Source organism: Photobacterium aphoticum, assembly GCF_001029435.1.
In the GTDB taxonomy this organism is placed as follows: Bacteria; Pseudomonadota; Gammaproteobacteria; order Enterobacterales; family Vibrionaceae; genus Photobacterium; species Photobacterium aphoticum.
The window spans coordinates 1-20703 of the sequence record NZ_LDOV01000020.1 but is presented as its reverse complement, the minus strand read 5'-3'; the positions used below and the strand labels follow the sequence as shown (position 1 = coordinate 20703).

The 20703-nt window shown below is 46.6% G+C and carries 18 protein-coding genes and 1 other RNA gene; 11 read left to right on the top strand and 8 right to left on the bottom strand.

Annotation, left to right across the window (positions count from 1 at the left end; translation table 11 throughout):
• Positions 1–62 precede the first annotated feature (62 nt).
• Both ABT58_RS10740 and ABT58_RS10735 read left to right on the top strand, forming a co-directional pair.
• Entirely contained in the window at positions 63–3548 is a 3486-nt protein-coding gene (locus ABT58_RS10740; RefSeq protein WP_047874410.1) for a hypothetical protein, read from the top strand.
• A gap of 5 nt (positions 3549–3553) precedes the next feature.
• A complete protein-coding gene (locus ABT58_RS10735; protein ID WP_047874528.1) occupies positions 3554–5527 on the top strand; it encodes a hypothetical protein in 1974 nt (657 codons plus the stop codon).
• Positions 5528–5820: 293 nt separating this feature from the next.
• On the opposite strand, the gene ABT58_RS10730 is transcribed toward ABT58_RS10735, so the two are convergent.
• The 4 genes from ABT58_RS10730 to smpB form a co-directional block, all read right to left on the bottom strand.
• Positions 5821–7134, bottom strand: coding sequence for a type II toxin-antitoxin system HipA family toxin (locus ABT58_RS10730; protein ID WP_047874409.1), 1314 nt, complete (start codon positions 7132–7134; stop codon positions 5821–5823).
• Entirely contained in the window at positions 7134–7379 is a 246-nt protein-coding gene (gene hipB / locus ABT58_RS10725; protein ID WP_107205028.1) for a type II toxin-antitoxin system antitoxin HipB, read from the bottom strand. Before hipB ends, ABT58_RS10730 begins: the two co-directional genes overlap by 1 nt.
• A gap of 266 nt (positions 7380–7645) precedes the next feature.
• Positions 7646–8014: a transfer-messenger RNA gene (gene ssrA, locus ABT58_RS23730) on the bottom strand.
• Positions 8015–8121: 107 nt separating this feature from the next.
• Positions 8122–8604 (bottom strand): SsrA-binding protein SmpB, encoded by a 483-nt coding sequence (gene smpB, locus ABT58_RS10720; protein WP_047874407.1) that lies wholly within the window; start codon positions 8602–8604, stop codon positions 8122–8124.
• A gap of 203 nt (positions 8605–8807) precedes the next feature.
• Between smpB and ABT58_RS10715 the strand changes: the two genes are divergently transcribed.
• Both ABT58_RS10715 and ABT58_RS10710 read left to right on the top strand, forming a co-directional pair.
• Complete coding sequence (locus ABT58_RS10715; protein WP_047874406.1) at positions 8808–9242, top strand: SRPBCC family protein; 435 nt, start codon at positions 8808–8810, stop codon at positions 9240–9242.
• Entirely contained in the window at positions 9232–9537 is a 306-nt protein-coding gene (locus ABT58_RS10710) for an RnfH family protein (RefSeq protein WP_047874405.1), read from the top strand. Before ABT58_RS10715 ends, ABT58_RS10710 begins: the two co-directional genes overlap by 11 nt.
• A 144-nt stretch (positions 9538–9681) precedes the next feature.
• Here ABT58_RS10710 and bamE read toward each other — a convergent pair whose 3' ends face one another.
• The 3 genes from bamE to nadK all read right to left on the bottom strand — a co-directional run bounded on the left by bamE (position 9682) and on the right by nadK (position 12902).
• Positions 9682–10038 carry an outer membrane protein assembly factor BamE gene (bamE, locus tag ABT58_RS10705; protein ID WP_047874404.1) on the bottom strand — a complete coding sequence of 119 codons (357 nt, stop codon included), beginning with the start codon at positions 10036–10038 and terminating at the stop codon, positions 9682–9684.
• Positions 10039–10179: 141 nt separating this feature from the next.
• Positions 10180–11847: a DNA repair protein RecN gene (gene recN, locus ABT58_RS10700; RefSeq protein ID WP_047874403.1), complete on the bottom strand. Its 1668-nt coding sequence runs from the start codon at positions 11845–11847 to the stop codon at positions 10180–10182.
• Between the two features lie 173 nt (positions 11848–12020).
• Positions 12021–12902 carry an NAD(+) kinase gene (gene nadK, locus ABT58_RS10695; protein ID WP_047874402.1) on the bottom strand — a complete coding sequence of 294 codons (882 nt, stop codon included), beginning with the start codon at positions 12900–12902 and terminating at the stop codon, positions 12021–12023.
• 205 nt (positions 12903–13107) lie between these two features.
• Here nadK and grpE point away from each other — a divergent pair, with 205 nt between their 5' ends.
• The 3 genes from grpE (at position 13108) to dnaJ (ending at position 17067) form a co-directional block, all read left to right on the top strand.
• Complete coding sequence (grpE, locus tag ABT58_RS10690; protein ID WP_047874401.1) at positions 13108–13716, top strand: nucleotide exchange factor GrpE; 609 nt, start codon at positions 13108–13110, stop codon at positions 13714–13716.
• Positions 13717–13923: 207 nt separating this feature from the next.
• A complete protein-coding gene (gene dnaK / locus ABT58_RS10685; protein WP_047874400.1) occupies positions 13924–15843 on the top strand; it encodes a molecular chaperone DnaK in 1920 nt (639 codons plus the stop codon).
• An 87-nt stretch (positions 15844–15930) separates the two neighbouring features.
• Positions 15931–17067 (top strand): molecular chaperone DnaJ, encoded by a 1137-nt coding sequence (gene dnaJ, locus ABT58_RS10680; RefSeq protein WP_047874399.1) that lies wholly within the window; start codon positions 15931–15933, stop codon positions 17065–17067.
• A 95-nt stretch (positions 17068–17162) separates the two neighbouring features.
• Here the strand turns inward: dnaJ and ABT58_RS10675 are convergent, their stop codons facing one another.
• Complete coding sequence (locus ABT58_RS10675; RefSeq protein ID WP_047874398.1) at positions 17163–17579, bottom strand: type IV pilin protein; 417 nt, start codon at positions 17577–17579, stop codon at positions 17163–17165.
• Between the two features lie 133 nt (positions 17580–17712).
• On the opposite strand from ABT58_RS10675, the gene ABT58_RS10670 reads away from it, so the two are divergent.
• Genes ABT58_RS10670 through ABT58_RS10655 form a run of 4 tightly spaced genes read left to right on the top strand, consistent with a single transcriptional unit; the run spans position 17713 to position 20599 of the window.
• The gene (locus tag ABT58_RS10670) at positions 17713–18300 is read left to right on the top strand and encodes a pilus assembly FimT family protein (protein ID WP_047874397.1); all 588 of its coding nucleotides are present in this window, start codon (positions 17713–17715) and stop codon (positions 18298–18300) included.
• Positions 18284–18910 (top strand): PilW family protein, encoded by a 627-nt coding sequence (locus ABT58_RS23480; protein ID WP_053063053.1) that lies wholly within the window; start codon positions 18284–18286, stop codon positions 18908–18910. Before ABT58_RS10670 ends, ABT58_RS23480 begins: the two co-directional genes overlap by 17 nt.
• Positions 18910–20196, top strand: a complete 1287-nt coding sequence (locus tag ABT58_RS10660; protein WP_047874396.1) for a hypothetical protein — start codon at positions 18910–18912, stop codon at positions 20194–20196. Before ABT58_RS23480 ends, ABT58_RS10660 begins: the two co-directional genes overlap by 1 nt.
• Positions 20186–20599, top strand: coding sequence for a type IV pilus modification PilV family protein (locus ABT58_RS10655; RefSeq protein WP_047874395.1), 414 nt, complete (start codon positions 20186–20188; stop codon positions 20597–20599). The genes ABT58_RS10660 and ABT58_RS10655 overlap by 11 nt, the downstream gene beginning before the upstream one ends.
• The last annotated feature ends 104 nt before the right edge of the window (positions 20600–20703 follow it).

Below are 20703 nucleotides of genomic sequence, written 5' to 3'. Positions count from 1 at the left end.
GACATTTTATCGTCAAGTTGGTAGACGGCCAGCTGAGCAGGGACCATTTAGGAGCGTGGGCTATGAGTGCATTACTTGAAACTTATCTGAAGATGGCCGGCCCAGAGCGCTGTCAGTCAAAAGACGGTTTTTTGGCCATTATTGATGCCCAGACAGGTCTTGGAAAAACGTATCAGGCCACAGAGCTTCAACTGGAACACCTTATCGCTGATTCGAAGATAACACTCATTTACTCAACGAACTTAAGAGTTAACGTCAAGGATGCGTATGAGGCTTTGCTTGATCGCATTGATAGCAAGGTGGCGCTTGATTGCTCACAGAAAGAAGAGTTGAAACGTAACGTTATTTGGATCCCCGCTCAAGAGACTGCGATTGCAGAATTATCAGCTGAGGATTGGTCGGCGATCTTTGAGGTTCTCGAAATACAACAGAAAAGAGAAGTAAAAACAGTCATCGACAAAATCGCGTTGATAAATCAAGCAAAAAGTAGCGGTAACACTTCGGTGTTTAATGATGAGCTGCGTGCTCTTTACAGCAAGGTTTTCACGCTACTCAAGACGTTTCTGCGAGGAGGGGAAATCAAAGATGCAACCTTAAATGATGTTCTAGACCGAATATTCCCTGCAAGGAGGATAGATAAAGGCAAAACACAGGTACTTTTTTTAACCACATCCAAACTGCTTTATCCGTGGCATGGTATAGATAAAAGCTACAGAGTTAGCGACTTTCTTAATAATTCACTGCTGATCCTAGACGAGTTCGACCGCCAACAGAGTGAGTTTCTTACCCATTTGATTAATACCGTCTCTGACTACGATATTATCGCTCTAACACGCAAGTTTTATTCGAGTTTTGATAGTTTTAAGATTCATGGCTCATCTGAGTTTAATGGGATTGATAAGTGCTTTGATCGCTTTCGATGTGCGCTGGAAGATTACAAAGATAAATGGCATGTTAACTACCGTCCATTCATCACTGATGCAACTATTCAACAGGGAAGTGAGAATCAAAACAGAGTATTCACACTCCTCTCGGACAGAATGTCCATTCACGCCATCAATTTTAAGCATGAAGAATTAAAGTCTCAGATTAACCCTGCATCAGGTAGCCATGAGATAGGCTCAGGCGGAACCGAAAGTGCCATACAGTTTGTGAACAATGGCGCCCAACTCGTCAGAATATTCTGTAATGGTATGCTAAGTGCAATACTTAAGCTGAAAAAGAACCTAGAGGAATTAGGAGACTCAAAAAACTACACCACAGAAAATCTGGTTGGGAAAGTGCTTAATAATTTAGGGCTGGTGGAACTCACACCAAGCATGATGTCGTTAATCTCTGCCAGGCTAAGTTTCAACGTTCAAAACGAACACAAAGCGTATAGCTTTCACGATAGCGGGTACGAAATCGCCAACATTACCAAGTACAGCGATACAGACAATACCGCTAAAGCCTCCACGTTTGATTTGGCTTTAACATCAACTGGCTTACTTGCTCACTGGGTATTGGCTGGAGCTAGAGTCCTTGGTGTTAGTGCAACTGCCACAAGTCGTACAGCGATCCATAACTTTGATCTTGATTACTTAAGTGATGTGCTTTCTGATGAACGGTTACTCTTTCTTGATCCCGTACAGAAAGCGGCGATACAAACGGAGTACTGTGAAAAGCGCAGATACGAAGAAAACCAGATCCAGATTAGCATAAAAAGTATTTCTGGGCGTGTGGACTGGGGGGGGATTGCAGAACTCTATCAAGAATTCAGAGGCGAAAGGTTGCACCCAGCATTACTTGAAAATGAGTTGTGTAAGCTCTTAAACGTGGGCGTTGGGCAATTAAATTTTGCCGTAAACCGGGCGAATAAGCTGGTCGAGTCGATTCGGCAGTTCTCACTGCACCCAAGCAACCGATACCATTTCTGCATGCTTAATAAAAGCTACAAAAATTTTGAATTTATGGCGTTCATGGAAAATGTTGGGCAAAAGTACGGCGTCACAATTTTTGAAAACATCAATGCTGCTTCGTTCAGAAATGATCAATTCCAAGCAATATTAGACCTGTTGGAGAGCACCATGAGAAAAGTCGTGGTGATAACAAACTATCAGGCGACTGGGGCGGGGTTATCACCGTCGTACACCATTGGAGAAAATCATACGTTAACTTATGTTGGACCTGAAGGTGTTGAGCCATTCCAGTACAAAACGGATATTGATTCTATCTATTTAGAACAACCCATGAGTTTGATTGGTAGTCGAATTGGCGAAGACTTGGCGGTGAAGGGGCGAGATATTGCCATTAAAAAGAATATTCACGATGCGTTAATGCTTCATGAGAAAGGCATTATTGTCGCCAACGAGGTTAAATTGAAACTCAAGTCCCTTATTTCACCAAAGGTTAATGGTTTTGCTGTGAGCTCGATGATTAGCACCTACAAAGGGAGCGAAGATTATCGATATGCCGTTTATCGTTTTATTGAGCAAGCGCTTGGCCGAATGTGTCGCACCGAATGGAAGCAATGTGAAATTACCATCATGTATGACGAGGTTGCTGATTTTGTTGAAACATTGGCCAAAGATAGCCGCAACCTTTCGTATTTATCGCATGAGTACCAAGCATTGATAACGGATATCAAGCAGCGCTACAAAGCACTGGAGCATGAAAAGCAACGTGTGTCTTATCATCCAAGAGCTTCACGAAATTACGCGCATATCCAAAGGCTAGTAACCAGTGTGTATGAGCACCAAAACGAGAATGCGATCGGTCAGTATGAGAGGCTGCGAACATGGATGCTGAAAAAGCCAGCTATGTCGCTATCGCCGACAGGCGAGGAGGTTCGATACTACATCGATGTGCAGCAGCCCACAGGTCAATATCAGTATCAAATCGACTATTCTGATGAGAAAGGAATCACAGAAATTTTCATTAACCCAGCGGATGTGCCTGGGGTTCGCGAAGTCTCTGAGCTGTCGGCCCGTTTGCCGCTACTTATGCAGAACCCTTTAGTTGCAGCGCATTTTGAAGCGAACAGTTTTGCAACTACATTTGGTAGTGCGCAGTTTGTGTTAGCACCGGCTATGTTTGATCTCTACATGGGGGCGCTTGGCGAAGAAGCGGTTAGCGCGATCCTAATGGAGTTTGGCTACGAATTCCGACCAATGCCAGAAGGATGTGTGGAATGGTTTGATGGTTACATTGAACTTGGTAACCGAATCCTTCTGGTTGACGTCAAACACTGGGATTTAGAGTTGGGCTGTTTAGTGCACGATAATACCTTGGATAAGTGCCAAGCAAAGTTGCAACAAATTAAGGTGAACCCTCCCGCAGAGTTTGCAAACAAGCACGTTCAAGCTTTGTACATCAATACCATCTGGAGTGGGGCTGACGGAATAAATTTACGAAAATACGCAAGTGACGATGGGCAGTTCGTCACGTACGCCAATCCAGCTCTTGCGGACGTTATTGAAATCCCCGGAATCATTGATAGTGTATCAGGTACGAACAACGTTCCTCCAATGATCCAATTACTCGAACTATTGAACCAATTTGCGGAGTGAAGCAGATGAGCCGAAGTTTAACTACCCTCATAGACCTAACATTTGATTTTGAAGCGTTAAGCCAAAAGTACGTGATTTACAAAGCATCATTGGATAAAAGCATGGGGAAGGTTGATTACGCGAAGCAACTGAGTTTAGTAGAACGATCGTCGACACCTAAGGCGCTTATTCGACATTCAGGCTACTATTGGGTATTGCGTGACAAACAGGATAAAGCCAAGCCTGAATCAGCATATATCGCTTTTGAGCGCGTGAAGTTTGAAGATTGTGACCTGCTGTTATTGGGGCGCCTTTTTGTGCGTGCACTCGGCAAAGTGGCGCCAAGTACGTTTTTTTCAGGGCTTGGGGATACGTTTCTTTTTGTCGAGTCAGATAAGTTCTTTGAGCATACTGTGTACAAATGCTTAAAGTTTGATCTTAAGGAGAGCGTCCGCTTTAACTCTTTATTCATCTCCATGGATGGAACAACATTTTCGCCAATAGAAACGGCTTACAAGCCAGCAGGCTACATTGAGAAACAAGCTAAATTTGAGTTCGACATGGAAAGCGGGCTATTGAGACGTAACCCTAAGGGCAAGCTCATTGTGCATAGTCCAGGGAAGAAAAAGTTCACGACCAATGCCATTGATATATCCGGTCAAGAACCTATATCGCTTCAAAAGACGAAAACCGGTGCCATTTACCAGTTCGTTGAGCTGATGAATAAACATTTCTCTGGTTGCTTATCGTTGCAATTAAAGCCTATTGAGGCCAGTTGGCGTGAGCATTACAAAAAGCGCGATGTTGAAAAGGTGTATCAGCGTATCTATCAAGTTATCGATGATGCTGGTGGCTTACAGGTAGCGAATGCGTCGTTAAAAGACGATGGCTTTGAGAAGTTGAAATCCCACCAATGGCCAGTGCAGGTTGAATTTGTTGAAGCTGTAGATATCGATGCAAGAAAGCCGTTACTTGTGGTTTTAGACAGTGCCGAAGATTATGAAAAGGCAGGGCTACCTGATCCCAAGTCAGGCTTCTATTCCTCAGATAGAGTGACACAAAGTATCTACAACTCGACGATTACCTCTGTACGCCCAAAAGCGAAAGGGAATGAGCTGAGCCCGATTATTGATGCTGTAGTAAAAGAAATGGCGATCAAACAAGAGTGCTTGAAGCGGCAGTTTCTCATTCAAGAGTTGCAGGGGAGCTATTGGTTTGTCGAGAGAGAAGAGCCTAAGTATCGCGACCAGGAGCCGATTTTTCATATTTTGAAATGTGACAATGGGACCTTTCTGTATGAGGAGCAAGATGAGTTTTACTTTGATGAACTCGATATCGAACTGCCTGAAAAGCAGCGTTATTTTGAAACGCTGAATTATGTGATTGACATGGCGCAGCACCCTCCTCAAATCTGTACCATTGTTCATGAGGAAATTGCTGCCATTCCAGATGCAGCTAACCTCTTTGAAGTGCTTGATCATCTAAAGAGCAGTAACCAACACGGTATAAGTCGTGATTTTATCGATCAGTTTCTCTCTGATTCGGCTTATTTACACGATCCAATTAGCGGTAAACTGATATCCATGTTGGAGCAACATCCTTTGCAGAACGAATTTTACAAAGAAGACCTCAAAACTGCTAAAATTGGCTATCGCTCCACAGCAGAGCAAGCACTCGTTGACGGTTATTTTGAAGAAACTGGTGTGATGCTCAATTACTCATTGAAAGGTGAGAATAACGAATACCTTGAAGCCTTAACTGGGCACTTCTACGATGCTGAACACTCCGTCTATTTTGTTGGTAGTGAAAAGGGGGGCTTTAAGTTTCATCGGGGACACTTCAACCACCTGAGATACCTTGAAGGGCCTGAAGACTTAAAGCAACGCTGTTTGGAGTTAACCCAAAGCTACTTTGTTCGTAACAAGCTAGCCACAGTGAGGCCTTTCCCGTTCAAGTATTTGTCTGAATGCAGAGACCGCAAGAAGTATACAAAAGAGTAAAAGTGGTGTTCGCGCATAATGGTGGTTGCAAAGAATAGTCTCATCGAGATAAAGGCAGATCAGGCTCTAGATTAGTTAGACCGATGGTTTATTCAGTCCGTTGCTAACACTCTACTATCAGTACGGGGTGGAAGCTGTCCGCTTCAGCTTTTAACTTACGGTACTTAACTTGTTTTGGGTCATCGGAGTGGCTCTCGTGAAGTATCTTATCGCGCTATTCAGTGGCCGAATGAACTTGTTCATGGTGCTTTACCTACATTCATTTCTTTTAGGCCACCCCAGTTTTTTTACGATCATCGCCCCAGCGTCAGTCTATGGGCCATTTTCAATGAATTTTCAAAAATGGACTGAGAGATATGCTCTGGAAAGTCTTCCGGTAGTATGCGATTAACACGTTCTATTGCGCCTGGAAGTTGAGCAACGAATTCATCGATGATGGTATTCATTTGGTGGATACTGAAGCCCACGTCTTTTGCCGTAGCAATGAAGTGTCGGGCAAAAATACCGTCTAACGGATACTTTTTCCCTTTGCTCGCTTTGAGCCCCATAGCCAATTTCAGAGAACGAAGATGTAAGCCTTTTCCTCCTAAGAGGGGGTAAGCAGATAGAATGTCATAAAATGGGGTAAGTTGATAACTGCCGCCAACGCCAAGGAAAATAGAGAAATTTTTGGCATGCCCATCAGTTGCACCAATAATCCATTGAAAGACTTGGAAGCGCATAAACATTTCTCGATCGGCCAATGCGTTACTGGATCCTAGCAGTAATTTCATAATGTCTTTAATGCCGACACCACCATCGGTTTCATATTTGATGGCAGAAGGCTTACCGAATGCTTGGCACATATCCTCTTGAGGGAGACGTAATAGCCAAGAACCATCAGTCGACCATCGACGGTCGAAGCGCTCAACGGCAAGGGCTTTGATATGGTCGCATTTTATGATTTCTGCATGGGGCACATTGAATCCAAGAGCCTTTGCGAGTAAAAGGCAGAGATATTCATTTTCGACACTGTCGGTCATATCAAGGGTTGCATTGGGTTGCTTTATCTCACCAATAGGCAGCTTGATAATATGTGTGGTGGGCGTTGAGCCTTTCGGTATACACCACTTATCCCCCATTTTTAGCAGAGCCGTCTTTTCTTGCGCACCGGCAATAGAGATACGAAAATCATCTTCATCATTGAGCATACCAAGTGGGATCTTGGTCTGGTAAGCGCTCAGAACTTTGACTAAGCGATCTGCACTGAGTACTTCGTAGTTAAGTTGCTTGATGTTAGGTTTTTCATTCGTGCTATATAAAGCAATAGCACCCACACTATCTTTACCGACTTGTTTTAATAAATCGAAAGTTTGCCGAGAATCGGCTTGATATCTGGCTACAATGCGATCGCGGATTTCAGTCAGATCCGGTAGTAGGTTATCAAAGTAGTTAATAACATGACTTGAGGTGTGTTTTTGATACTGGAGAGGCAAAGAGAGCGATAAAGGTCTACCTTTAGGACTTTCAATCCAATGGGTATCATATTGAAATTCGTGGGCGCCATTCGTTAATTTGATGAACTCACCGACCCGTTCACCATTCATGTAAGCGTTTAACGCATCCATTACCACACCTCTTCATTATCTTGTTGCTGCATTGGGGGGATTTGATCGTGAATTTCTATTTTGACACCCAATGCTTGAATGATCTTGAATAAGGTTTTGAGTTGGGTGGTGTCTGGATTATTTTCAAAATTGGAGAGGGTGGCCTGCTTTAGGCCCACACGTTGGGCAAGCTCTGCTTGGGTCAGCTGATGTTTTGTTCGGATTAGTTTTAGATGATTAGCGAGCTGGCGAGGACTGTAAATCATAGTAGGCGCATCCATAATATGAAATAAGCTATCCCTTATAGGGTATATTCAAACTCGTATCCCTTGTAGGGGATATTTAATCCTATATCCCTTATAGGGGATATGCAATGTTCGTTAGCTCTTTACGAATACTATTGGACATGGACTCGAGCTATCTCTCAAAAGAGGGAGGTAACACTTGTAAAGGATATGAATACAAGAACGCCCCCTAAGCAATTAGCTTAGGGGGCGTTCTGGACATCCGAAGATGTCTTCGTATACGAATTTGGTGGAGCTGGCGGGATTTGAACCCGCGTCCAAAACCAGTCTAACAGATGGCGCTACATGCTTAGTCAGTCTTTATTCTCGTATCGACACTGCGAACTGACACGCTATGCAAATACATACCAGAATTCTATTTCGCGGTTCATCTCTCTAGCCAAAGATTCCCTCGCTATCTTGTTTGGGTTTGAACCTCTGTTGTTCCCCGTCTTACAAGCGGAAGCTAGGGCAGAGGCGCTCTCAGCAGAGTATTAAGCTGCTAGTGCGTAGTTTTCGTCGTTTGCGACTATTTTTTGCGGCTTTTTTACGAGGCCAACCGCACCTCGGCATGCTCCACAAGCCTTCGTGATCCTGTCGAATCCTAAATCAGCCCCAGAGTTCGATCGATGTTAGCAGAAAATAGGGCAGGGTCAATAGCCTGCCCGTGTTATCCGGTCTGAGTGGGTGATAAACAACCACTTAGCCCATATTGCTAGGTCGATTAGCGGTTGCTGCTCTTCATGATGCGCGCTTTATCACGCTGCCAGTCACGGGCTTTGGTGTCTGCGCGTTTGTCGTGCAGTTTCTTACCGCGTGCGGTACCGATTTTCAGCTTCACGAACGAGGCTTTCCAGTACATGCTCAGCGCAACAATGGTTTCACCGTCACGGTTAACCGCGCCGGCCAACTTGTCGATTTCACGGCGGTTCAGCAGCAGTTTACGGGTACGGGTAGGGTCGGCAACCACGTGGGTACAGGCGGCGTTCAGCGGGGTGATTGTCAAACCTGAAATGAAGGCTTCACCGTTACGCAGGAACACGTAGCTTTCGGTCATGTTCACTTTGCCGTCACGGATGGCTTTTACTTCCCAACCCTGTAGTGACATGCCGGCTTCGTATTCGTCATGAATGGCAAATTCAAAGCGGGCGGTTTTGTTTTTCGCAATGGTATTGCTACTTGGCTTTTTGCTTGGTTTCTTGGCCATAACTTCTCTTTTTGTTGCAGTCCCAGCCTCATAAGCGGGCTGGTCGAAAGTGTGAAGAGCAGGGAATGTTGCATTGCCTTCACACGCGTATTTTGGCTGTTAGCGGAGTAATGGTATCATTGAGCCAGTCCTTCTCCTAGGCTTTGCGGTGGAATGTCCATCTGGGTGTGAGAAGCGACGTGTTCTACGGTAAAGGAGAAGCTATGCCTCAGATTTGTCGCTCTGCACTGGTTCCTTTCAGTGCCAAGCAAATGTTTGAACTTGTGAATGATGTTGAGTCGTATCCGGCTTTTTTACCGGGTTGCTCTGGCAGTAAGATCATTGAAAGCTCTGCAATGCACATGATGGCCTCGGTGGATGTATCCAAAGCGGGGATCAAAAAAACGTTCGTGACACGCAATGCCTTGGTCGAAGGCTGTAAAATTGACATGCAGTTGGTGGATGGCCCGTTCCAGCGTTTGGTGGGTGGCTGGCATTTCATCGAGCTGGATGCAGATGCGTGTAAGGTAGAGCTTAAGCTGGATTTTGAGTTCAAAAATGCGCTGGTTGAAGCGGCGTTCGGCAAAGTGTTCCGTGAGCTGACCAATAATATGGTGCAGGCGTTCACTGTGCGTGCGAGAGAAATTTATGCATTCTGATGAGAAGTTGATCCACGTTGAGGTGGTGTACGCACTGCCGACGGTGCAGAAGGTGATCAAGCTGGCGGTAACGCCGGATATGCAGGTACAGCAGATCATCGAACAATCGGGCGTGCTGGCGCTGTATCCTGAGATTGATCTGAAGGTCAATAAGGTGGGTGTGTACAGCCGTAACGTGAAGTTGGATGCCACCGTGCATGATGGGGATCGCATCGAGATCTACCGTCCGTTACTGGCCGATCCGAAAGAGATCCGTCGTAAGCGTGCAGAGCAGGCGAAACAAGACGCCAACTGAGAACGCTAAGTCAGGCGAATGCTTAAGACTATGCGCTATTCAATAGGGTATAGCATTAAATTATCGGCAATAAAAAAGCTCGCATATGGCGAGCTTTTTTGTGTCTGTGTGCTGGTGCTTGGTTAAGGCGTTTAGCGAAAGTGTTTAGTTCATGCCATTCATGAACTGAGGGCTTGGCGTGTAATCGCCTTCCATCTTCACCAAGCGGTTTTGATCGTTGAACGTCAGGATCAAATTTTTCTGCTCTGGCTTGTCGTGGCCAGGCTTGTGGTAGTAGACGTAATACCAGGTGTTTGGGTATTCCGGCTCTGAAATCATTGGCGAGCCCAATACGAACTGGACCTGCTCTTTGTTCATGCCATACCGCAAGGTATCCACATCCGATTGTTCCAGGTAGTTCCCTTGATTAATATCAATTCGGTAAACCAGTCGTTCAACGACTGAACAGCCACCTAGCAGGCTGACCGCCAATGTTAAGGCAGCAAGGTTCTTCCAACTCATAGCATCCCGGCAAATTCGCTTTTCTGTTGTTGCCGATGATAAACAACCCCTCGGCAGAAGTAAAAAAGCAGTAAAGAAAAAAACTGTAATTGAGACTGTTGTACAACCATTTAGTTGCATGACCTTCTCAGTTTATTCTATTTATGCCGCAAACAGCAGTTCTTTTGCGTTCGCTAAGGTGCGCTCTGTGATCTCACTGCCGCCCAGCAGGCGCGCTAACTCATTCACGCGCGCTTCTTGGCTCAGCGGGAACATGTTGGTTTCTGTCTGGCCGTCGCTCGATTTCTTCGCCACGAACATTTGCTGATGGCCACAACCGGCCACCTGCGGTAAGTGGGTCACACACATTACCTGAGTTGATTCGCCCAGGGTGCGCAGCATTTTGCCGACAATCGCTGCCGTCGGGCCACTGATACCCACGTCGACTTCATCGAAGATCAGGCTTGGGGTTTCCACTTTCTGTGCGGTGATCACCTGAATGGCCAGCGAGATACGTGATAGCTCACCACCGGAAGCCACTTTACCTAGCGGTTGCAATGGCTGGCCCGGGTTGGTGGATACCAAGAAGGTGATGGTGTCGCAACCCAATGGGCTGAGCATGCCTTCGGTATCGCACTGTACGTCGATTTTGAAAATGCCGTTTTCCATGCTCAATTGGTGCATGCTGTCGGAGATTTTCTGATCCAATTCTTTGGCATAGCGCTGGCGGCTCTTGCTGAGTTTTTCCGCGCTAGCGAGGAATTTCTGACGCAGCAATTCAACGTTATCAGCCATTTCCGCTAAACGCTCATCGCTGCAATCAAGATTATCCAGCTCTTTGAGCAATTCATGGTGTTTGTTGTACAGCTCTTCCGGCATCACGTAATGTTTACGTGATAGCGACATGATTTTCGACAAACGTTCTTCCAAGAAGATCAGACGGTGCGGATCCATATCAAGGTTATCCAGGTAGCCGCGCAGCTCCTGGCTGGCTTCTTGTACTTGAATAATGGCTTCGTCCAGCATTTGTGGGATCGCGCTCAGGCTGCTGTCGTACTCGCCCAAGTTACACACTTGCTGACAAGCCATCTGTAGCAGTTGCAGGGCGTTGCCTTCTTCGCCGTCATACAGCATCGACAGGGCTGTTTGGCTTGATACCGCCAACTCACCACTGTTCGACAGGCGTTTGTGCTCTTCTTCGATCTCGGCGTATTCGTCTTCACCCAGCGCCAGCTCATCCAATTCTTTCACTTGGTATTGGATCAGCTGCTTTTGTGCTTCGTTTTCTTCGATGCTTTGGGTCAGTCGCTTGAGTTCGTTGTTGGCCTGACGCCAGTGCTGGTAAGTGTCGCGGGTCTTTTCTAATAGCAGGTGGTGGCCGGCGTATTGATCCAGCATTTGTTGCTGGTGATCCGGACGCATCAGTTGTTGGTGTGCGTGTTGGCCATGGATGTTGATCAGCAAAGAGCCCAACGCTTTTTGCTGGGAAGCCGGTACCGGGCTGCCATTGATGAAACCGCGAGAACGGCCTTCTTTGGTGATCACTCGGCGCAAAATACACTCGTCACCATCAACCAGTTCATTGTCTTCCAACCAACGGCGAGCGGCCTGGTTGTTTTGCAGCGAGAACGCGGCTGAAATTTCCGCCTTGTCTTCGTTCGGACGTACCATGCTGGCTTCAGCGCGATCACCCAGGCAAAGGCCGAGTGCGTCGATAGCAATAGATTTACCTGCACCGGTTTCACCCGTGATGGTGGTCATACCCGGTTTTAGTTCAAATTCAAGATTTTTAACAATGGCAAAGTTAGAGATCGTCATGTGTGCCAGCATGTGTTCACCTGTTTAAATCAACACCTGTTTTTTCATACAGTATATACTGTATCTATACACAGTAAAGATCTGCTGGTGAAAAATCCTTAGGAAATATTGATCTAGGTTAACTTGATGATATGCAGCATAAAAAAGCCAACCCGAAGGCTGGCTTAAAAGAGAGCGTGATGCGCTTAAAATAGGCGGCTTGACCAGCCGAGCTTTCCGCGCAGCACTTCATAGTAACTGTAGTTTTTCGGGTGGATGAGGTTCAGAGTATCAGCACTTTGATAGATATGGATCTCATCACCGGGGCTGACGGGCAGAGAAACTTGGCCGTCACAGCTCACTTCTAGGGTGCTGCCGTTGGTCGGTGACACCATGAGTTTGATCCGGCTGTTACCGTCTACCACCAACGGGCGGCATGACAGGGTATGCGGGAACATGGGTACCAGCGAAATGGCATTGAGCTCAGAGGATAAAATCGGACCGCCGCCAGACAATGAATAGGCGGTAGAGCCGGTTGGTGTGGCGATGATCAGGCCATCGGAGCGCTGTGAGAAAGCAAAACGCTCATCAATATAGACCTCAAATTCGATCATATGGGCGATTTTGTCCGGGTGCAGTACCGCTTCATTCAAAGCGGCGTTGCGACTTTTGATCAAGCCATGGCGGTGTACTTCGGCTTCCAGCAAGAAGCGTTTTTCCACCACGTAGTCGCCATGCAGCACGCGTTCGAGCTCGTCTTCAAAATCGTCCGGGTCTAAATCGGTCAAAAAGCCGAGGTTGCCACGGTTGACGCCAATTACGGCAATATCAAAGCGGGACAGTACCCGTGCGGCGCCCAGCATGTTGCCATCCCCGCCGACCACAATGGCCAGGTTGGCGCGGTCACCAATGGTCAGCAGATCGCAAAACACGGACGCGGGCAGATCCAAGTCGTGGGCAAGGCGGTGATCCACCAATACCTCATACCCTTTACCGGTGAGCCATTCATGCAGTCGAAGGTGTGTTTGCAAGGCTTCTGAGCTGCGAGGCTTGCCAATAATCGCAATAGTCTGAAAAACGCGCGTCATTTCCATGTTCCGAAAAATGAAGGAAAAGCCAGTATAGCGTTAGGGTGAGCACGTTGTCGCGGTTTGTGATCAATAGTGGGTTGAATCGTTGAACTTCATCCCCATAATAAGCGCATGAGTGCGTTTTCTGTTGCTCCCTGATGAATGCGACAGAAAACCTATCCTTATATGATGAATACCCAGATCTTGGCGGAGAAGCGAAAGCATGAGCAACGAAGAGAAAAAAGTACAGGACGAACAGCTACAACAAGACAACGTTGAAGCGGTTGAGACTGAATCTGCTGAGCAAGAAGTTGTCGAAATGACAGCGGAAGAATTGTATGAAGCTCGCATTGCAGAGCTAGAAGCGGCGCTGTTGACCTCTGAAGCTAAAGCCAACGAAGCAAAAGATTCAGCACTACGTGCGATGGCAGAAGGCGAAAACGTACGTCGTCGTGCAGAGCAAGAAATCGATAAAGCGCGTAAATTTGCCCTGAACAAGTTTGCCGAAGAGCTACTACCAGTGATCGACAACCTTGAGCGTGCGATCGAGATGGCAGACAAAGCCGATGATGCGATCAAGCCAATGCTGGAAGGTGTAGAGCTAACGCTGAAGACCATGACAGACACGGTAGCGAAGTTCGGTCTGACACAAATCCACCCAGTGGGTGAAGCGTTCAACCCTGAATTCCATCAGGCGATGGCAATGCAGGAAAGCGCAGATCACGAACCAAACACCGTGATGTTTGTGATGCAGAAGGGTTACGAGCTAAATGGTCGTGTGATCCGTCCTGCGATGGTCATGGTATCTAAAGCGGTATCTGGCCAGGCGTAAGCGGGCAGTACTGCAGGAAAGCCCGCCATTTGCGCGGGCTTTTTATTTTTTTTGATTTTTTTTCGTTGTCGCCCTTGAAAACAATTTGGCTGCCCCTATTTAGTAGTCATACGACATCGTAAATTAATTTTCGCGGGTAATTCCGCATTGCCAATTGCGTTATGGTAACGGGTTGGCAAGTAGCTAACGAATTTCGGAGAAAGCCTGATGGGTAAAATCATTGGTATTGACTTGGGTACAACTAACTCTTGTGTAGCAGTACTTGATGGTGACAAGCCACGTGTAATTGAGAATGCTGAAGGTGAGCGTACAACGGCATCTGTTATCGCATACACCCAAGACGGTGAAACACTGGTTGGTCAGCCAGCTAAGCGTCAGGCGGTAACGAACCCAGAAAACACGCTATTCGCTATCAAGCGTCTGATCGGTCGTCGTTTTGAAGACGAAGAAGTTCAGCGCGATATCGAAATCATGCCGTTCAAAATCGTGAAAGCAGACAACGGTGATGCATGGGTAGAAGCGAAAGGCCAGAAAATGGCAGCTCCTCAGGTATCTGCTGAAGTTCTGAAGAAGATGAAGAAAACGGCTGAAGACTTCCTAGGTGAAGAAGTGACTGGCGCCGTTATCACTGTTCCTGCTTACTTCAACGATGCACAGCGTCAAGCAACGAAAGATGCTGGCCGTATCGCAGGTCTAGAAGTTAAACGTATCATCAATGAACCAACAGCAGCTGCGCTGGCTTACGGTTTGGATAAGAAAGGCGGCGATCGCACTATCGCTGTGTACGACCTGGGTGGTGGTACATTCGATATCTCTATCATCGAAATCGATGAAGTAGAAGGCGAGAAAACGTTCGAAGTACTAGCAACCAACGGTGACACACACCTAGGTGGTGAAGACTTCGATAACCGCATGATCAACTACTTGGTTGACGAATTCCAGAAAGATCAGGGCATCAACCTGAAGAACGATCCGCTAGCAATGCAGCGTCTGAAAGAAGCCGCAGAAAAAGCGAAGATCGAATTGTCTTCTGCACAGCAAACAGATGTAAACCTACCTTACATCACTGCTGATGCGACAGGTCCTAAGCACATGAACATCAAAGTGACACGTGCGAAACTAGAATCTCTAGTTGAAGACCTAGTACAGCGTTCTCTTGAGCCGCTAAAAGTAGCACTTGCTGATGCAGACCTATCTGTTGGCGACATCACTGACGTTATCCTTGTAGGTGGTCAGACTCGTATGCCAATGGTTCAGGCGAAAGTAACTGAATTCTTCGGCAAAGAACCACGTAAAGACGTGAACCCAGATGAAGCAGTTGCTATCGGTGCAGCGGTTCAGGGCGGCGTACTTGCAGGTGACGTGAAAGACGTTCTTCTACTAGACGTTACTCCTCTGTCTCTAGGTATCGAAACCATGGGCGGTGTGATGACGAAACTGATCGAGAAGAACACCACGATCCCAACAAAAGCGAACCAAGTGTTCTCTACTGCAGAAGACAACCAGAGCGCAGTAACTATCCACGTTCTACAGGGTGAGCGTAAGCAAGCGGGCTACAACAAGTCTCTTGGTCAGTTCAACCTAGAAGGCATTCAGGCAGCACCTCGCGGTATGCCACAGATCGAAGTAACCTTCGACCTGGATGCGGATGGTATCCTGCACGTATCTGCGAAAGACAAGTCTACAGGTAAAGAGCAGAAGATCACGATTCAAGCGTCTGGCGGTCTAAGCGACGAAGATATCGAGAAAATGGTACAAGAAGCAGAAGCTAACAAAGAAGCGGACAAGAAGTTCGAAGAGTTAGTGGCTGCTCGTAACCAAGCTGACCAGCTAGTACACGGTACACGTAAGCAAATCGAAGAAGCGGGCGACGCACTGCCAGCTGACGAGAAAGCGAAAATCGAAGCCGCTGTTTCTGAACTAGAAGCAGCACGTAAAGGCGAAGATAAAGAAGCGATCGATGCGAAAGTGCAAGCGCTAATCGCAGCTTCTCAGAAGCTAATGGAAATCGCTCAGCAGCAAGCTCAAGCACAACAAGCGCAAGCGGGTGCAGGTGAGCAACAAGCACAGCAAGACGACAACGTTGTTGACGCTGAGTTTGAAGAAGTTAAAGACGAAAAAAAATAAGATAACCCTAGGTTAATTTTATTTTAGCGCGGGCGTTTGAGGCTACTCTTACGCCCGTAGCTGTATTAAGGCAGGTGAAAGATAAGTATGTCTAAACGAGATTTTTATGAAGTTCTGGGCGTAAGCCGTGATACGTCAGAGCGTGATATTAAAAAGGCTTACAAACGCCTTGCAATGAAATTCCACCCGGACCGTAACCAGGGGGATGCAGAGGCGGCTGAGAAGTTCAAAGAAGTTAAGCACGCATACGAAATCCTAACTGATCCTCAGAAGAGAGCAGCTTACGATCAGTACGGCCATGCAGCGTTTGAACAAGGCGGTATGGGTGGCGGCGGCTTCGGCGGCGGTGCTGATTTCGGTGATATTTTCGGTGATGTGTTTGGTGACATCTTCGGTGGCGGCGGCCGTCGTGGTCAGCCTCGTGCCCAGCGTGGTGCGGATCTGCGCTACAACATGGAACTGACACTGGAAGAAGCAGTACGTGGTTGTTCAAAAGAGATCCGTGTTCCGACTCTGGTTCACTGTGATACTTGTGACGGCAGCGGTGCGAAGAAAGGCACATCTGCAACGACCTGTAGCACCTGTCATGGCCAAGGTCAGGTACAGATGCGTCAGGGCTTCTTTGCGGTACAGCAGACCTGTCCACACTGTCATGGTCGCGGTAAGATCATTCAAGAGCCATGTGGCGACTGTCACGGTCAAGGCCGTAAAGAAGAAACCAAGACTCTGTCTGTGAAGATCCCTGCGGGCGTAGACACAGGTGACCGTATCCGTTTGTCTGGCGAAGGCGAAGCGGGTGAGTTCGGTGCACCAGCGGGTGATTTGTACGTTCAGGTACACGTTACACAACACAGCATTTTTGAACGTGATGGCAATAACCTGTACTGCGAAGTACCGGTGAGCTTCACCATGGCGGCGCTTGGCGGCGAAGTGGAAGTTCCAACCTTGGATGGTCGTGTTAACCTGAAAGTCCCATCAGAAACGCAAACGGGCCGTATGTTCCGTATGCGTGGTAAAGGTGTGAAATCAGTACGCGGTGGCGCAGTGGGTGACTTGATCTGTAAATTGGTGGTAGAAACCCCGGTTAACCTGAGCGCACGTCAGAAAGAACTGCTACAAGAGCTGGAAGACACGCTCGGTGGCACAGCGGCGAAAAAGCACAAGCCAAAATCTGAAGGCTTCTTCGACGGTGTGAAGAAGTTCTTTGATGATCTAACAGGCTAATCCCTGAAAAGAGAAAACAAAAAGCCAGCGTGATGCTGGCTTTTTTGTGTCTGTTCAACAGAGAGGGGGCAGTATTTTGAGAGAGGAGATGGGGATTACCAACACCCTTCAACGTCATTCCCACCCTTGGTCGCGATGCCAACACCTGCAGCATTAAGCGTTAATGTCCCGCATTTATCGTTGGTTTGGCTGTTACCTGCTTGTGGGGTGGCAACCAGTTTATAGTTGTCCATTCCAGTACCTGTCGTATCAACAGAAATGTGGTAGCGCGCAGTATCTGTTTCACAAAAAGCACAGGTATTGGCAGAGACGATCGAATAATCGTAAGATCCTGTTTGTGTGTAATTTTCTTCTAATGTTAGTTGGACTTTCATTAGATCAGCCATCACTTGGCTTCGGTGTCCTTTAAGTACATGAACTTGATAAGAGGGGTACGCAATGGCCGCGATGACACCGAGAATGGCTGCAGCGATCATAACATCGATCAGTGTCACGCCTTTTTGATGTTTCATGAACTTTAACCTCACAATTATTCGAGTTAACTCGATATCCTTCTCAATTTACACCTCTACATTCTGCGGTGGTGATAACATGTGAATCAAGTTGAACTTACTCTATCGGCATGTTTATAAAAGGAATTGAGGTATGGCTCGCGAAATGTTATGTCGATTGCATTTAAGACGCGGCATTCATCGGAAAGCAGGCGGATTTACGCTGTTGGAAATGCTGATCACTATTACGTTAATGGCGACAATCATCGCGGTTGCGGCCCCTTCATTCAGTTCATACATTGACAGTAATAAAGTAAAGCAATTAGCAACAGAAATGGAATGGGTATTGGTGCAGGCAAAATCAGAAGCCGTGATGCGCAATACCAAACTAAAAGTGCATTTTGTACGTGATGATACCAATGAAACGGTTTATCAAACGGACGGGGCCTGGGTACTTGCCGTGACCGATGAAGCGGCGACAGTGAATAGTATTGCTTCGGCAAAAGCGGCGGCTATTGCTTTGGTTGATGGTAAAGATTTCAAACATGTTGCGATTAAATCGAGCAGCACATTTGTTGAACAAACGATTGATCCCGTTCGGGCCACGACCAACAAATTAGGCAATTTCTCTTTTTATAAAGAGTCAGGTAAAGATTTAAAAGTGATTATGAGTCAGCGGACAGGACGTATCCGCACGTGTGGCATCAGTGGGGATTATTATAACTATGAAAGATGTAGCTAAGCATTTTACGCGTCAACGAGGCGCTTCATTGGTTGAACTTTTAATCGCTTCCAGTGTGGGCTTAGTGGTACTAGCGAGTGTGACAGGGGTGTTCATTACAGGGCAGAACTTGGCATCGGAGCGTATGAAGCAATTGATGCTGGCACAAGATGTGAATGATGCGATTCGTTTGATTAAATCTGATGTTCAACGCGCTGGTTATAATGCCGAAGGAACAGGTTCATTGGTACTGTCTGGCGCTGTCTCAACGTTGAATGTACCGGCTTCAAATGACGCCATCAGTTATATTTATGAAGATGAAAATAGTGAGTGGCGAATAGTGAAATTTCGCTTAAGTGCCTCTCAGCCTCAGACACTTCAAATGTGTGTGGACACCGTCTCGAAAGGATTGGCGACGATGCCTGCTGATGCGACATGTGGAAGCGGAACAGTTTCAACGTTATTGGATACTTCCCACTTTACACTCTCTAACTTTACCGTGACACCAACAGTATTGGCGACCTCCAGTGCCAATTCAACATTATTGAATATCAGTTTGAGTGCGTCTTTGAATCAAAGCCAATATTCAAAGACCGTTTCGGCGACGCTGAAAGCGAGGAATTGGAACTAATGAACAGTCAAAAAGGGATGGCGACATTATTAGTCACGGTGATGCTGGTGGTGGTGTCATTATTGTTTTCTCTTGCGTCATATAAAAATGTTTTTTATCAGATTAAGCGCACCCAGAATGAGGTTGAAGAGCGCCAGTTACATTGGCGTGCTGAAGGCGGTTTAGAATGTGCGATAGCGTTGAATAACCATACGCCGAGTTTAGGGGTGACAGGACAGCCTTATGATACGTGTGACACCAATGAGTTAACCTTAACGGCTACGTTGCTTACAGGCACTCAGTATCTGATCACATCAACGTTTCAGAAGGATAGAGGCCAAACTACGCTGTACAAAAAGATTAAAACCAACCCTCGTACAACAGGGGCGATACAGGCCATTTCCGATCTGAAATTAGTGGGTTCATATACCATTAAGCCGGATGTGGATGGTCCGCTGCCGGATGGCAAATTTAAGTGTGTTTCTGTGCGTTATGGCGCCAACTTTTTTGCTCGGGGCTCGGTAAAGGTGAACGATCCAGAAACAAATGGACCATATCCTGGTTTTTCAGGGCAATGTGGAGTGGATTATGCTACGGATACGTACGCTGCTCTTAATACGTGGGATGCCGATATTAACGCACAAGATACGCCGCCTGCTGCTAATGGTGCACTTGAATTAGATTTTGTCAAAGATCTGAACATGAACCCATTTGAAAGCTTTTTCTATAAATCTCGAGATGAAATTGCAGAAGTAAAGAGCGAGTTTACTGTTATTACTGGTTCGGTTGAGGCGACAGATGAGGTAAATTCAGCGGGGGTGATAGTCACAGCCAAACGGTGTGACAGCAAAATTAAACAAGCTTTTGAAGGGACAGCAGGTTCGCCGCCAACAGATAAAGTGTGGGTTGAAGGCAATTGTGATTTAGTGAATGGTGCAGGTTTAAATGGTCTACCTTCTGAGCCGCGAATTCTGGTTGTTGAAAATGGCGTAATGTCAGTGAATGGGGCTGCGGTATTTGATGGTGTCATTTACCATTTATTCAATTCAGGTATCGCTCCTACTGCTGATATGACGGCTGCATGGTCTGGCGTCACCAGTAATGTGGGTATGTTGCCTGCTGATATGGTGAAAGGAGTCTATTTCCAAAACGGCTCATTTCGACCAAGTGGCGGGTTAGTTTTAGATACTCGAGGCGGGTTATCAATTCTTAATTCGGGCTTTGATTTGACATTTGTGGGCGGGCTAAATCCAAATACTCCGCCACAAAGTGTCTATTGGGTTGAGGGGTCATGGAATGATATCTAACAATAAAGGCTTTAGCTTACTGGAAGTGCTGATTGCCATGATTGTGTTGGCGCTTGGTGTAGTCGGCCTCATGAAGCTGCAAACGTATATGGAAGTGAAGTCAGAAAATGCATTAACAACGATCGATGCCTTGTATTTGGCAGAAGAGAAGCTGGAGCAGTTTCAAACACGCTCACAAAGTGCTGCTGTTGGCACGATTCTTTACAGTTCGATTGTTGATGGAACGGAAACCCTCTCTATTTCAGGGAAACCGGCCGATCGTATTGTGACCGTTGTGGATGATACCCCAGTTGTGGGTGCGAAGAAGGTTACCGTTACGGTGAGCTGGAATGATCGCTGGGATACTAGTCAGCAAGTAAGTCTAGAAACGGTGATTTCTAAATTTAACGAGTTTGATGATTAAATATCACACTTATATTTGCTTGTTGGTGTATTATTGGTCGCTTGGTTTCTATTTCTGAAAAACAGCTTGTCACGGCCAATTTCCTCCCTATAATGCGACCTCAC

Coding starts and splice junctions, on each gene's coding strand:
- nadK (WP_047874402.1), bottom strand. CDS start 12,902: ATGACGCGCGTTTTTCAGACTATTGCGATTATTGGCAAGCCTCGCAGC.
- ABT58_RS10675 (WP_047874398.1), bottom strand. CDS start 17,579: ATGAAACATCAAAAAGGCGTGACACTGATCGATGTTATGATCGCTGCA.
- ABT58_RS10715 (WP_047874406.1), top strand. CDS start 8,808: ATGCCTCAGATTTGTCGCTCTGCACTGGTTCCTTTCAGTGCCAAGCAA.
- ABT58_RS10710 (WP_047874405.1), top strand. CDS start 9,232: ATGCATTCTGATGAGAAGTTGATCCACGTTGAGGTGGTGTACGCACTG.
- recN (WP_047874403.1), bottom strand. CDS start 11,847: ATGCTGGCACACATGACGATCTCTAACTTTGCCATTGTTAAAAATCTT.
- dnaJ (WP_047874399.1), top strand. CDS start 15,931: ATGTCTAAACGAGATTTTTATGAAGTTCTGGGCGTAAGCCGTGATACG.
- ABT58_RS10735 (WP_047874528.1), top strand. CDS start 3,554: ATGAGCCGAAGTTTAACTACCCTCATAGACCTAACATTTGATTTTGAA.
- ABT58_RS10660 (WP_047874396.1), top strand. CDS start 18,910: ATGAACAGTCAAAAAGGGATGGCGACATTATTAGTCACGGTGATGCTG.
- smpB (WP_047874407.1), bottom strand. CDS start 8,604: ATGGCCAAGAAACCAAGCAAAAAGCCAAGTAGCAATACCATTGCGAAA.
- ABT58_RS10740 (WP_047874410.1), top strand. CDS start 63: ATGAGTGCATTACTTGAAACTTATCTGAAGATGGCCGGCCCAGAGCGC.
- ABT58_RS10730 (WP_047874409.1), bottom strand. CDS start 7,134: ATGGATGCGTTAAACGCTTACATGAATGGTGAACGGGTCGGTGAGTTC.
- dnaK (WP_047874400.1), top strand. CDS start 13,924: ATGGGTAAAATCATTGGTATTGACTTGGGTACAACTAACTCTTGTGTA.
- grpE (WP_047874401.1), top strand. CDS start 13,108: ATGAGCAACGAAGAGAAAAAAGTACAGGACGAACAGCTACAACAAGAC.
- bamE (WP_047874404.1), bottom strand. CDS start 10,038: ATGAGTTGGAAGAACCTTGCTGCCTTAACATTGGCGGTCAGCCTGCTA.
- hipB (WP_107205028.1), bottom strand. CDS start 7,379: ATGATTTACAGTCCTCGCCAGCTCGCTAATCATCTAAAACTAATCCGA.
- ABT58_RS10655 (WP_047874395.1), top strand. CDS start 20,186: ATGATATCTAACAATAAAGGCTTTAGCTTACTGGAAGTGCTGATTGCC.
- ABT58_RS23480 (WP_053063053.1), top strand. CDS start 18,284: ATGAAAGATGTAGCTAAGCATTTTACGCGTCAACGAGGCGCTTCATTG.
- ABT58_RS10670 (WP_047874397.1), top strand. CDS start 17,713: ATGGCTCGCGAAATGTTATGTCGATTGCATTTAAGACGCGGCATTCAT.